We start from the raw sequence: 12,272 nt of genomic DNA on the forward strand, positions 1-12,272 counted from the left end.
ATTATGAAAAAGTTAGTATTAGCAACAGCAGTTGCAGTTTTTGGAGTTGTAGGTTTACAAGCACAATCAACAGGTTTCGAAGCAGGTGTACATGTAGGTATTCCGGTAGGAGACGTTAGCGATGCATCAAACTTCAATATCGGTTTAGACGTTGCTTATCTTTATCCAGTAGCTCAAAACTTCAGATTAGGATTAGCTTCAGGGTACGATCACTTCGTTGGAAAAGATAATGTAGACGATTTCGGATTTATTCCGTTGGCTGCATCAGCAAAATTTACCCCAACACAAAACTTTTTTGTGGGAGCAGACTTAGGGTATGCATTTGCTACCAATGATGGTATGGATGGAGGCTTTTACTACCAACCAAAAGTAGGATATAGTGGAGCATTAGTAGACGTGTACGGATTCTACAAAGGAGTTTCCGGAACCAACAAATACGAGGTATTGGGAGTAGAATATAAAAACGACTGGAACATCGGTTCTGTAGGTTTAGGAGTTGCTTATAAATTCTAATAAATTAACCATAAATTATAAGAAAAAGAGTAGTTTTGTAACTGCTCTTTTTTTGTGGTATTTTTTTTGCTACAATAAATTAAAATATATCAAATTTTATGAAGAAAATAGTTTTAGGTATAGCTCTTTCTTTCGGAGCTGCATTCAATGTTCAAGCGCAAGAAGGCTTAGAAGTAGGAGTACACTTAGGGTTTCCGGTGGGTGATATCTCAAAAACTCATTCATTTGCTATCGGTGCAGATGCTGCATACCGCGTAGAAGTAATCGATAACCTGAAGGTCGGTGGAGCCGTTGCATTTGATCACTTTGTCGGAAAAGATGTTGCGAAAAACATAAACGGAAACGGAAAAGATAAGTATGCAAATGTGACATATTTGCCATTGGCAGCTTCGGCAACGTATAATTTTACAGACGAATTTTTTGCAGGTTTAGATTTAGGATATGCCGCTTCCTTAAGTAGTGATTGGGATGGAGGATTCTATGCACAACCAAGAATCGGATATAATTTTGACCGTTTTGCGTTTTCTGGCTTCTTTAAATCAATCTCGAGCAAAGAAAAATATGTATACGAAGGAACAAATTTCGTAAACAAAACTACTGCAGGTGTAATTGGAATTGGTGCGGCGTATAAATTCTAATCAAGAAATATCATATAAAAAACTCAAAAAGGTTCGGACATCGTTCAGAACCTTTTTTTATTTTAGGATACAATTGTTTTTCGGATAGAATAGCTCAAATATAGACTATTAATAACCAGTAAGAGTAACATCAAACCAAAACCAATCAATACAACTTCGATAAAGTTAGAATTACTATTGATATTCAATTCGTTGAGCTTTGCATAGATACTTCTTACCGAAAACCAAACCGCCAACAATGCGATCACAAAAGTCAATAAAAGACTAAAAATAGTATACGATACATAGGGGCGAATCAATTGTTGTGGCGAATAACCAATGTAGTGTAGGTCGCGCAGCTTTTCTTTGTTTTTTTCTACAATCAACTGAAAGTTAATGATCAATAACCAAATCGAAGCAACGACGATTAACAACCCAATTAGTAGTGTCACCGAGAATCCTATTTTTAGATAAAATAAAATTTCATTATTCTTCAGTTCGTCCCGGTTAATATCATATTCTTTTTGTTCTAAAAAAGGCAAAGCCTTAGAACCGCTAAGCGCATTTGTTTCGATAATCAAACGAGAAGATGGTGTGTTTTTTTGGTCGGTTTGATAATGTGTATTTGCCCACTCTAAAAAATTATCCGGCACCAAAATCGTATTGATTTTAGTGGTGAAATCGATAATTTTAGCCTGATAAAGTTGTTGATTTTCTCCTTTTCCTAAAAGAAGTTGAAACGGAATTTGTTTGAATAAACCTTCCGAAACCTGTGGTAATCCTTGACTGCTCGCAAAACCAAAATTGTATAAATTGAGATAATTTTTGGGTAGAATGATCGGAATATAAGCGTCGCCTTCTTTCCATTGCCAACGCTCGTTATCGACTTCTAGAAAAGAGTTCGGTATTGATTCTAAAAACAAATCAGTCGAAAAACCTCTGATACCAGCCACGCCACTAATCTGCAATTTTACCGGAAATTGACTGCTTCTGAAAATTCCTAACTGCTTTACGAATTCTTGTGATTTCAGTTCGTTGATTTCTCTCTCATCAAAAGTATTTTGCTTTCTGGTCAATGTGTTGATTGCAGAAACTTTTTTGCTGATGATAAGATAATTCCCTTTCCATAAAGCAGAATTGTCTTTTAGCTTGGGTGATAAATCCAAATATAGATGACTAGCAAGCAGGATAATATAAAACCCAATGATCGAAAAAAGTAGAAATGAAAATAATCGAACAAAACTAATGTTTTTTCTGAATAGTTTGTCGAGTAAAATACTAGAGTGTAACCGCATGTTGTATTCGTTTATCGTTGATAGGATGTAAAGTTGTCAGAATAATTCCTGCATTTTGTTGTAGACTTTCTTCGAAAATAATATCCAATAAAACTTGTGAATTTTCAGTATCTAGATGGCTAAAAGGTTCGTCGAGCAATAGAAAATCAAAAGGCTGGCATAGTGCTCTCACAACAGCAATTCGTTGTCGTTGACCATAAGAAAGATGTGCTGCTTTTTGGTATAAATGTTTCGAAAGTCCAACGCGATCGATCCAGTTTTCTATTTTTTCTTTGGTGCTAAAGTTAGTCAAATTGTTTTTTAATAAGATATTTTCCATCAAAGTCAATTCTTCAAACAAATGTAGTCCCTGGAAAACATACGCCAAGCGTGTATTTCTTTCATGTGTCCAACGCGAAACCGAGAAATCCCGAATATCTTGCTCATCAAACCAAACCCGCCCGGTGTAATCTTTTCTGATGCCGTATAAAATATTAATCAAAGTAGACTTTCCGACACCCGAAGGAGCGATAATTTGGTAATGATTTTCTTTTTCGAATTCGTAAGTTTTATCCCAAATCATAGAATCATCAAAACCAAAAGTCTCTAAAGGCTTTGGGATTAATCGATCAATTTTTATTTTCATTTTTCTCTATAACATTATATTGATATATACTTGGTCAAGTGCCAAAAGAATTGTTTCTAGGGCATTTTTATCCGAATTTTTCAAATGTATTTTCCCTGTCTTGGTGTACGAATCAGTTGCTTTAAGGTCAACAAAATCTAGAATTTCAAACAAAGGTTTTATGATTTTCATCGACGTGAAATTCGTCAAACCATAAAAATTCGTTTGTAAATTTTCTGGATACTGCTGCAGATCGAGATTGAAATATGCGTACAAAGGATATTTTGCATTTTTAGCATATTCACTATCCTTAAAAGTTTCTGTATCTTTAATTTGCAAAGCGAACTTTTTTATTTGTTCGACATTATTTGTCATAAGAAAATACGGTTCTTTTTGAGTGAAATAAATCGAAGGAAGACTCTCTAAACGCAACTCCCAGTAGGTTTGATAAACCTTTATTCGATCAGCATTTTTTTGGATAAAAGCTGTTAAGAAATCTAGATTTTTCATCTCGCTTAGCCAAACAAATTGCGGAATACTGTTTTGCTGGAGCGAAAGAGATTGATGGGCAAGAGAAGCATCTCTTTCGGTAGTTTTTTGGAGGGTCGATTGAAAATCGAAAATGCTAAATAAAGCTGTACCCTGAAAACTGTTTGGGTATTTTTCGAGTTGTATATCAAATTCTTCCAAAGTTTTGTTAATGAGTTTTTGCTCCTTCAGCACATTGTAAATTTGCTCTTCCTGCACCGAAATAAAAAAATTGGCATACGATTGTTTTGGTGCCCAATCGAATAGATCAGACGGTGTAGATTTTCTCCAAAAAGGGAGAGAATCGAGCTGTTTTTTTAGGATGGGATCTGGATGGAATTTTTGAGTAATGGCCAACCCATCATCTACAAAGTTGAGGTGCGTAACCCAATTGTTCCTAGGATATTTTTCAATATCGCTGGTAGAATCTGTAAACTGCCTAAAAAAAGAATTAGTCGTCCAAATACTGACATCTTGTGCCTGCACAACCACATCGTGGAAGCTTGGGTCTTGGTACAACGATTGTTTATTATGGGTAAGATCATGAAAAGTTTTTTTCAGGCTTTCTGTATTGTTTTGGTAAGTACTTGCTAAAAATAGAATCGAGTTTTTGTTCCATCCCACCAAAGGATATTGATAACTCGAGCTGAAATGGAAATCATTTTCTTGATAAAAAGAAATTTCTTTTTCAGAAGAAGCTTGGTGTAAATTTGCTAAAAAATTTTCAAATTTCTTTTTGCTTCCCATTTTCATACTAATCCCAACATATTGTTGTTGGTTTTTTTCCACCATGAAAACAAAAATTTGTCTATTCAGATCAATTCCTATTTCGGTGGGATCTTTTCTTATTGTTTCCCAAAGTTTTGCCGTAGAAGCGTTTTTGGTGGTCAGTGATTCTTCGAAAAGCTGAAAAACTTTGTATTGATCTATCTTCGTAAGGTTAGCTTTGATGGCCAACTGTTTGGGATTGATAATGGCAACTGCCACGGCATCGGGTGGTAGTATGTTTTCGTATTCTACTCCTTTTTTACAACCCAAAAAAAGCATAAAAACACAGAAAAAGAATACAAAATGAGGTTTGTTGAGGACTGTTTTCATGAAACTAAAATACAATTTTTATGAATTTATCAATGAATAATTTATTGCATTAATAATTAGGTGCAGGTAGATTTATTGTCAAAAAGCTCTTGTTTGGATAGAAAGATTATTAATTTGTAAATTAATGCGTCAGAATAGAAAAATGATAGGATAAAAATGATTAAATCCGTATATTCGCAAATCTTGAAGAAAAAAGAAAATTATTTAAAATAAATGGCCAAGAATTTTAAAGAATATAAGCACTTAAATTTAGTTCAGATTGCAGATGAAACTCTCAAAGAGTGGAAAGAACAAAACGTTTTCGAGAAAAGTATTACTTCTCGAGATGGAAAGGATTCGTACGTTTTTTATGAAGGACCACCTTCTGCAAATGGAAAACCAGGAATTCATCACGTTCTAGCACGTTCGATCAAAGATATCTTTTGTCGTTTCCAAACCCTGAAAGGAAAACAAGTTATCCGCAAAGCAGGTTGGGATACCCATGGTTTGCCGGTAGAATTAGGAACCGAAAAAGAATTAGGAATTACCAAAGAAGATATCGGAACCAAAATTACTATAGAGCAATACAACGAAGCTTGTAAGCGAACCGTAATGAGGTATACTGATTTATGGAACAATCTGACAGAAAAAATGGGGTATTGGGTAGATATGGATGATCCGTACATTACCTACAAACCAAAATACATGGAAACGGTTTGGTGGCTTTTGAAACAAATATACGACAAGGGTTATTTGTATAAGGGGTATACCATTCAGCCCTATTCTCCTAAAGCAGGGACAGGTTTGTCATCGCACGAACTCAATCAGCCAGGGACCTATCAAGAGGTAACAGACACTACCATCGTGGCACAATTTAAGGTCGATAAAAATTCGACCAAACTTTTCGATAATCAAGAAAATGATGTCTACATCTTAGCCTGGACAACAACCCCGTGGACCTTACCATCGAACACAGCACTGACTGTTGGCCCAAATATCGATTATGTAGTCGTAGAAACTTTTAATCAATACACCCACGAACCAATCACCGTAGTATTGGCAAAAGCATTGTTATCTAAACAATTTACGAAACCATATCACCTAGCCGAAACCGAAGAAGATTTTACGGATTATACGGCAGGAAACAAAACAATTCCATATAGAATAATACGAGAAATTAAAGGGAAGGATTTAGTAGGAATCCGATACGAACAACTCTTGCCTTGGGCATTACCATACGAAAATGCAGACAATGCTTTCCAGGTAATCCCAGGAGATTTCGTTACTACCGAAGATGGAACAGGAATCGTGCATACAGCGCCAACTTTTGGTGCAGATGATGCTCGTGTAGCAAAAGACGCAGGCGTTCCTCCAATGTTGGTACTAGACGATCATGGAAATGCTGTCCCTTTGGTTGATTTGCAAGGACGTTTTGTAGCTTCACTACCCAAAGGTTATGGAGGTAAATTTGTAAAAAATGAATATTACGATGAAGGACAAGCACCGGAAAAATCAGTTGATGTAGAAATCGCTATTTTGCTTAAAGAACAAAATAGAGCCTTCAAAGTAGAAAAATACAAGCACAGTTATCCACATTGTTGGAGAACCGACAAACCAATCCTATACTATCCATTAGATTCTTGGTTTATAAAAGTTACCGAAGTGAAAGATCGAATGGTCGAACTAAACAAAGAAATCAACTGGAAACCCAAAGCAACTGGAGAAGGTCGATTTGGTAATTGGTTAGAAAACGTAAATGATTGGAATTTATCTCGCTCACGTTATTGGGGAATTCCTTTGCCTGTTTGGCGAACCGAAGATGGAGAGGAAGAAATCATTATCGGGTCGGTAGAAGAATTGGTGCAAGAAATAGAGAAATCAATTGCAGTAGGAATCCAAAAAGAAAATCCATTCAAAGATTTTGAGGTTGGCAACATGTCCGAAGAGAATTATGATTTGATAGACTTACACAAGAATGTAGTCGATGAAATTACACTTGTTTCGGCAAGCGGTAAACCAATGAAACGAGAAGCAGATCTGATTGATGTATGGTTCGACTCTGGAGCAATGCCTTATGCACAAGTGCATTATCCATTCGAGAATAAAGAGTTAATTGATAATCATACCATGTATCCTGCAGATTTTATTGCAGAAGGAGTTGATCAAACCCGTGGTTGGTTCTATACATTGCATGCTATTGCAACTTTGGTTTTTGATTCGAAAGCCTATAAAAATGTAATGTCGAATGGCTTGGTGCTGGATAAAAATGGTCAAAAAATGTCGAAAAGATTAGGAAATGCCATTGATCCTTTCGATACACTAGAAACCTATGGTCCAGACGCTACACGCTGGTATATGATTGCCAATGCTCAACCATGGGAAAACCTAAAATTCGACTTGGCAGGAGTAGACGAAGTACGCCGTAAATTTTTCGGTACCTTGTACAATACATACTCATTCTTTGCACTATATGCGAATGTTGACGGGTTTACTTATGCCGAAAAAGAAATTCCAGTAGAAGAAAGAGATGAGCTAGATCAATGGATTCTATCAGAATTAAATACCTTGATTCAACAAGTAGATGAATTCTTCTCTGACTATGAGCCAACTAAAGCAGCACGCGCTATCCAAGAGTTTGTGATAGACAACTTATCCAATTGGCATGTGCGTTTATCAAGAAGACGTTTCTGGAAAGGAGACTACTCAAAAGATAAAATTGCCGCCTACCAAACGCTTTACACAGTGCTAGAAACCGTGGCTATCTTGAGCTCTCCTATCGCACCATTCTTTATGGATCGTTTGTATAAAGATCTAAACGATGCAACAGGGAAAAATGAAGCTACATCAGTACATTTGGCTAATTTCCCTCAAGTAAACCAAGCTTTGATCAATGAAGAGTTGCAAGAACAAACACGCTTAGCCCAATTGGCAACAAGTATGATTTTGTCTTTGCGTAAATTAAGCGATAATCGTGTGCGTCAACCATTGCAAAAAGTAATGATTCCGGTCCTGAACGAAACCATGAAGAATCGTTTATTGGCGGTAAGCGATTTATTGAAACAAGAAGTCAACGTAAAAGAAATACAATTACTGACCAATGAAGAAGCTTCTGATATTTTGGTCAAATCCATAAAACCAAACTTCAAGACCTTAGGTCCTAAATTTGGAAAAGACATGAAAGCCGTGGCTGCAGCAACGGCACAATTAACAAATGAACAAATAGTAGAATTAGAAAACACGGGGTATATTGAGTTAGAAGTCAACGGAGAAAAACATACCATAGAGGTAGATGACTTCGAGATTGCAACGAAAGACATTCCAGGTTGGACAGTTGCTTCCAATGCACAACTCACCGTGGCCTTAGACCTCACGTTAACCCAAGCGCTAATCGATGAAGGGATTTCTCGCGAATTGGTTAATCGAATCCAAAACTTACGCAAAGAAAATGGGTTCGAAGTTACCGATAGAATCGATATCATTATCGAGAAAAACCCTGCAATAGAACAAGCTGTAACGGCAAATATGGAATATGTGCGCAATGAGACTTTGGCAGACAATTTGACCTTTGATACTACAATCGTTAATGGTATCCCTGTGGAAATCAATGATGAGAAGTTACAACTAACAATTCTAAAACACTAATATTATGAGTAAAACAACTGAAGAAAAGATCCGTTATTCAGACAGCGAGCTGGCTGAATTCAAAGCGATTATCGAAGAGAAGTTGGCTCAAGCGCAAAAAGACCTAGAGATGATCCAGGAAACTTTTATGAACGATAAAACCAACGGTACCGATGATACATCTCCTACCTTTAAGGCTTTTGAAGAAGGTTCTGAAACCATGAGTAAAGAACAAAATGCGCAATTAGCTTCGCGACAAGAAAAATTTATTCGCGACCTAAAAAATGCATTAATCCGAATAGAAAATAAAACCTACGGAATTTGTCGTGTAACCGGTAAGTTGATCAATCCAGATCGTTTACGCTTAGTGCCACACGCAACCCTAAGTATCGAAGCTAAAAATTTGCAACGCTAATCGCTTATGTTAAAGAAGGTTTGGCTCGTCGCTTTCATTGTATTGTTCATCGATCAATTATCGAAATTTTATATCAAAACAAATTTCGAACTGCATGAAAGTGTCGAAGTTTTCAAAGGATTTCAATTGGCATTTGTCGAAAATCCAGGAATGGCATACGGAATAGAATTCGGAGGTTTATTTGGGAAACATCTTCTCACCATTTTTCGAATCGGATTGATTGGTTTTATCATCTGGTTTGTAATGAAGTGGTCAAGAAAAAAAGCAAGTAACTTTTTCCTCCTACCGGTCGCCCTCATTTTAGCAGGCGCCATCGGGAATGTAATCGATAGTCTATTCTATGGTATAATTTTCGACAAAGGGACCGTTTACAATGATCAACTCATGAGTTGGGTAGGGTACAATGGACTCGCCAAAGCAAACTTCGATGGCTATTCATCGTTTATGCTTGGTTGCGTAGTCGATATGCTCTATTTCCCGTTATTCGAGTTCGATTGGCCTACTTGGGTACCAATAGTTGGCGGAACGCATTATAAGTTCTTCCAACCCGTATTCAACATTGCCGACTCTGCCATCTTTATCGGAATCGCATGTTTGCTGATTTTTCGTAAAAAAGCCTTTGTTACCAAAACAGGTGAGCATATTCACTTCTAAGAAAATTACTGCAACAAATTACTCAACCGTTCTGCTTTTTGTAGAGCGGTTTTTTATTTCAGAAGGATGAAAGTCAGGACAATAATTTCAGTAGGATGGAATACAGAAAAGCTTAAAAACAAAAAAACCTTACCAAGGATTTGATAAGGGTTTGATAGGTTGTGGGCGAAGAGGGATTCGAACCCCCGACCCTCTGCTTGTAAGGCAGATGCTCTGAACCAACTGAGCTATTCGCCCGAAATTATTTTTAGTATAAAGCAGTTTTCGCAAACGTACTTTGTGGGCCCTACTGGATTCGAACCAGTGACCCCCTGCTTGTAAGGCAGGTGCTCTGAACCAGCTGAGCTAAGAGCCCGATGTAAATAATTTATAAAAAAGAACGCTTCCTTTTTGTGGTCCCTACTGGATTCGAACCAGTGACCCCCTGCTTGTAAGGCAGGTGCTCTGAACCAGCTGAGCTAAGAGACCTTTCTTATTTGGATTGCAAATATAGCGCTGTTTTTGGATTATACAAATCAAAAAGAAGTATTTTATTTTTATTTTTTGTAAAAATTTGATTTTCAGACAAATAAATTTTAAAAAATAATCTATAGAATTCATTTTGTTCTCTTTATCTTTGCTTTCAGAAAATTTATAGAATCCCATCATGCAGCAAAAAGTAATTGTAATCACCGGTTCTTCGGCGGGTGTTGGGCTTACCTTGGCCAATTATTTCCAATCAAAAGGTCATATTGTGTATGGATTGTCGAGAACAATGCATGGTAAAGAAACTTTCCATCATCTTCCGACTGATGTAACAAATAAAGAAAATGTGTACAAATCAATCGAAACTATTTTGCATGAACAAAAAAGAATCGATGTCTTGATTAACAATGCAGGGATTGGTATGTTGGGTGCTGTAGAAGACGCAAGCAAGGAAGATGTGGATAAGCTTTTTAATGTTAATATTTTTGGATCACTTTATACGATTCAGGCAGTTTTACCACATATGAGAGCACAGAAATACGGTTGGATTTTTAATGTTTCTTCGATTGCTAGTAATCATGCATTGCCTTTCAGAGGTTACTATTCTGCCTCGAAATCGGTCATAGATCGTTTAACGGAAGCATTGCGTTTAGAGAATCGTAAAACAGGCGTAAAGATTGCCACTCTAAACTTTGGAGATATTCGTACAAATATTGCAGAAAGTCGTGTTAAAAGTACCGTTTCAGCATTTCATAAAGATAAATTTTTTGCTGTGGTTGAAGAAATTGACAAGGAAGTAGAAAACGGAACTCCACCAGAGAAACTGATTCCTATAATCGAGAAATTATTGAATAAGAAAAATCTGAAACCTCACTATTATATCGGTAAAAGGATGCAGAAATTATCGGTAAGATTGAAATACATGCTAAGTCAAAAACGTTTCGAAAATATTTTGGCTAAATACTCGAAAATGAATTAAAAAAATGCATTTGGTCTGGAAAATAAAACGATTTGATGAATTATCTGCTTTGGAAATCTACCAGATTTTACAACTACGAGAAATGGTTTTTATCATCGAACAAGCCTGTATATACCAAGATATAGATAACAAAGATTTGGGTTGCTATCATCTTTGGGCCGAGAAAGATGGACAAATGGTAGCGTATACGCGTTTGGTTCCACCGGATTTATCCTACCCGAATGAAACGTCTATAGGGCGTGTTTTATCGCATCCAAAATATAGAAGGCATAAAATAGGAAGACAATTGGTGACTTTTGCCATAGAGGCAGTTAGCAATCTTTATCCTAGAAACGCAATTCGTATATCTGCACAAGAATATTTGATTCCGTTTTATGAATCTTATGATTTTGTGCAAGTATCGCAAGTGTATATAGAGGATCATTTACCACATGCAGAAATGCTTTTATCCAAAAAACACTAAACTTCTTTTTGTATATATTCTGATTGTTCGATTTCATTTTTCGATTTTTTTTGGATGAGGTAAACACCGCAGAGGATTAATAAAAAACCGACAAAATGCAGCCATGTGATATGCTCACCGACCATTACTCCCCAAGACACAGAAACTATAGGCATGATGTAGGTAACCATCGAAGCAAAAATTGCGCTAGTTTCTTGGATCATTTTGTAGAACAACATCATGGCGATTGCTGTACCAAAAAATCCTAATAAGGTTATATAACCCAAGCTGTTCCATTGTTCTGTACTCCCTGTAAAATTTGTGAAAAAGCCCGATAAAATAAGAACAATAATGGCTGGGATTAACCAAATGGAAAATAAAGCAGTTGATAATTGAAACGATGGTATATCCCTTAGCTTCGAGGTGATGATCAAACCATTAATCCCGTACATGGCAGTTGCCAATACAATCAATAAACTGTGTAACAGGCTATTTTCACCCGACATACCATCAAAACCAATTAAGAGAACTGCACCAGAAAATCCGATTAAAGCTCCTATGATCTGATTTGTTTTGGCAGGAATTGCAAAAAACAATGCACCGAAAAGTAATACAAAAATAGGAACAAGCGAATCGAGAATGCCAGCCATAGAACTACTAACATGAGTTTGGGCTATTGGGAAAAGGAACATAGGTATAAAGTTTCCGTTTGCACCAGCTAATATTACCCAAAATATTTTGTTTCGTGGAATTTTCCGTAAATTCCTAATTCCCCAAATCGATAAAAAACCTGCAGCAATCGTCATTCTCAATGCGCCAACTTGATACGGTGTAAAGGCATTCAGACCTTGTTTGATTAGTATAAAAGAACTTCCCCAAGTAAGCGATAAGACAAGGAGAGTTAACCAATTTTTTAGCGATACTTTCATGTATTTATTTAAAGCTGCAAAGGTCTGAAAAGTTTTTTTAATTACTCTTGCTTTTGTTCTCCTAAAATCAAGAAAATCTCAGTAAACACAACGTTTTTCTTATGAAAGTTTTATCTTCGAAAAAAAACAATCT

General features: G+C 36.4%; 11 protein-coding genes and 3 tRNA genes. 7 read left to right on the top strand and 7 right to left on the bottom strand.

Annotated elements, in window-relative coordinates:
* The first annotated feature begins 3 nt into the window (after positions 1 to 3).
* Both WEEVI_RS07290 and WEEVI_RS07295 read left to right on the top strand, forming a co-directional pair.
* Positions 4 to 513: a hypothetical protein gene (locus WEEVI_RS07290; protein WP_013598508.1), complete on the top strand. Its 510-nt coding sequence runs from the start codon at positions 4 to 6 to the stop codon at positions 511 to 513.
* Positions 514 to 611: 98 nt separating this feature from the next.
* Positions 612 to 1,151 carry a hypothetical protein gene (locus WEEVI_RS07295; RefSeq protein WP_013598509.1) on the top strand — a complete coding sequence of 180 codons (540 nt, stop codon included), beginning with the start codon at positions 612 to 614 and terminating at the stop codon, positions 1,149 to 1,151.
* A gap of 62 nt (positions 1,152 to 1,213) precedes the next feature.
* Here WEEVI_RS07295 and WEEVI_RS07300 read toward each other — a convergent pair whose 3' ends face one another.
* The 3 genes from WEEVI_RS07300 to WEEVI_RS07310 are packed head-to-tail and all read right to left on the bottom strand — an operon-like array spanning position 1,214 to position 4,655.
* A complete protein-coding gene (locus tag WEEVI_RS07300; RefSeq protein ID WP_013598510.1) occupies positions 1,214 to 2,425 on the bottom strand; it encodes a transporter in 1,212 nt (403 codons plus the stop codon).
* Positions 2,409 to 3,050, bottom strand: coding sequence for an ATP-binding cassette domain-containing protein (locus tag WEEVI_RS07305; RefSeq protein WP_013598511.1), 642 nt, complete (start codon positions 3,048 to 3,050; stop codon positions 2,409 to 2,411). The genes WEEVI_RS07300 and WEEVI_RS07305 overlap by 17 nt, the downstream gene beginning before the upstream one ends.
* Positions 3,051 to 3,056: 6 nt before the next feature.
* Positions 3,057 to 4,655 carry a DUF4836 family protein gene (locus WEEVI_RS07310; protein WP_013598512.1) on the bottom strand — a complete coding sequence of 533 codons (1,599 nt, stop codon included), beginning with the start codon at positions 4,653 to 4,655 and terminating at the stop codon, positions 3,057 to 3,059.
* Positions 4,656 to 4,868: 213 nt separating this feature from the next.
* Between WEEVI_RS07310 and ileS the strand changes: the two genes are divergently transcribed.
* The 3 genes from ileS to WEEVI_RS07325 are packed head-to-tail and all read left to right on the top strand — an operon-like array spanning position 4,869 to position 9,324.
* A complete protein-coding gene (ileS, locus tag WEEVI_RS07315) occupies positions 4,869 to 8,276 on the top strand; it encodes an isoleucine--tRNA ligase (protein ID WP_013598513.1) in 3,408 nt (1,135 codons plus the stop codon).
* A gap of 4 nt (positions 8,277 to 8,280) precedes the next feature.
* Positions 8,281 to 8,670 (top strand): TraR/DksA family transcriptional regulator, encoded by a 390-nt coding sequence (locus WEEVI_RS07320; RefSeq protein ID WP_013598514.1) that lies wholly within the window; start codon positions 8,281 to 8,283, stop codon positions 8,668 to 8,670.
* 6 nt (positions 8,671 to 8,676) lie between these two features.
* Positions 8,677 to 9,324, top strand: a complete 648-nt coding sequence (locus WEEVI_RS07325; protein ID WP_013598515.1) for a lipoprotein signal peptidase — start codon at positions 8,677 to 8,679, stop codon at positions 9,322 to 9,324.
* A gap of 162 nt (positions 9,325 to 9,486) precedes the next feature.
* Here the strand turns inward: WEEVI_RS07325 and WEEVI_RS07330 are convergent.
* The 3 genes from WEEVI_RS07330 to WEEVI_RS07340 form a co-directional block, all read right to left on the bottom strand.
* A tRNA-Val gene (locus WEEVI_RS07330) sits at positions 9,487 to 9,561 on the bottom strand.
* A gap of 43 nt (positions 9,562 to 9,604) precedes the next feature.
* Positions 9,605 to 9,679 (bottom strand) — tRNA-Val (locus WEEVI_RS07335).
* 38 nt (positions 9,680 to 9,717) lie between these two features.
* Positions 9,718 to 9,792: transfer RNA gene (locus WEEVI_RS07340), tRNA-Val, on the bottom strand.
* Between the two features lie 178 nt (positions 9,793 to 9,970).
* Here WEEVI_RS07340 and WEEVI_RS07345 point away from each other — a divergent pair.
* Positions 9,971 to 10,768: an SDR family NAD(P)-dependent oxidoreductase gene (locus WEEVI_RS07345; RefSeq protein ID WP_013598516.1), complete on the top strand. Its 798-nt coding sequence runs from the start codon at positions 9,971 to 9,973 to the stop codon at positions 10,766 to 10,768.
* A 4-nt stretch (positions 10,769 to 10,772) separates the two neighbouring features.
* Positions 10,773 to 11,231, top strand: coding sequence for a GNAT family N-acetyltransferase (locus tag WEEVI_RS07350; protein WP_013598517.1), 459 nt, complete (start codon positions 10,773 to 10,775; stop codon positions 11,229 to 11,231).
* Here WEEVI_RS07350 and WEEVI_RS07355 read toward each other — a convergent pair.
* Positions 11,228 to 12,139: a DMT family transporter gene (locus WEEVI_RS07355; protein WP_013598518.1), complete on the bottom strand. Its 912-nt coding sequence runs from the start codon at positions 12,137 to 12,139 to the stop codon at positions 11,228 to 11,230. The genes WEEVI_RS07350 and WEEVI_RS07355 overlap by 4 nt on opposite strands.
* Positions 12,140 to 12,272 lie beyond the last annotated feature (133 nt).

This window comes from Weeksella virosa DSM 16922 (genome assembly GCF_000189415.1).
Classification (GTDB): Bacteria; Bacteroidota; Bacteroidia; order Flavobacteriales; family Weeksellaceae; genus Weeksella; species Weeksella virosa.

Bases quoted from the DNA above. Each gene is read 5' to 3' on its own strand.
- ileS (WP_013598513.1), top strand. From the start codon at position 4,869: ATGGCCAAGAATTTTAAAGAATATAAGCACTTAAATTTAGTTCAGATT.
- WEEVI_RS07295 (WP_013598509.1), top strand. From the start codon at position 612: ATGAAGAAAATAGTTTTAGGTATAGCTCTTTCTTTCGGAGCTGCATTC.
- WEEVI_RS07300 (WP_013598510.1), bottom strand. From the start codon at position 2,425: ATGCGGTTACACTCTAGTATTTTACTCGACAAACTATTCAGAAAAAAC.
- WEEVI_RS07305 (WP_013598511.1), bottom strand. From the start codon at position 3,050: ATGAAAATAAAAATTGATCGATTAATCCCAAAGCCTTTAGAGACTTTT.
- WEEVI_RS07290 (WP_013598508.1), top strand. From the start codon at position 4: ATGAAAAAGTTAGTATTAGCAACAGCAGTTGCAGTTTTTGGAGTTGTA.
- WEEVI_RS07310 (WP_013598512.1), bottom strand. From the start codon at position 4,655: ATGAAAACAGTCCTCAACAAACCTCATTTTGTATTCTTTTTCTGTGTT.
- WEEVI_RS07350 (WP_013598517.1), top strand. From the start codon at position 10,773: ATGCATTTGGTCTGGAAAATAAAACGATTTGATGAATTATCTGCTTTG.
- WEEVI_RS07325 (WP_013598515.1), top strand. From the start codon at position 8,677: ATGTTAAAGAAGGTTTGGCTCGTCGCTTTCATTGTATTGTTCATCGAT.
- WEEVI_RS07355 (WP_013598518.1), bottom strand. From the start codon at position 12,139: ATGAAAGTATCGCTAAAAAATTGGTTAACTCTCCTTGTCTTATCGCTT.
- WEEVI_RS07345 (WP_013598516.1), top strand. From the start codon at position 9,971: ATGCAGCAAAAAGTAATTGTAATCACCGGTTCTTCGGCGGGTGTTGGG.
- WEEVI_RS07320 (WP_013598514.1), top strand. From the start codon at position 8,281: ATGAGTAAAACAACTGAAGAAAAGATCCGTTATTCAGACAGCGAGCTG.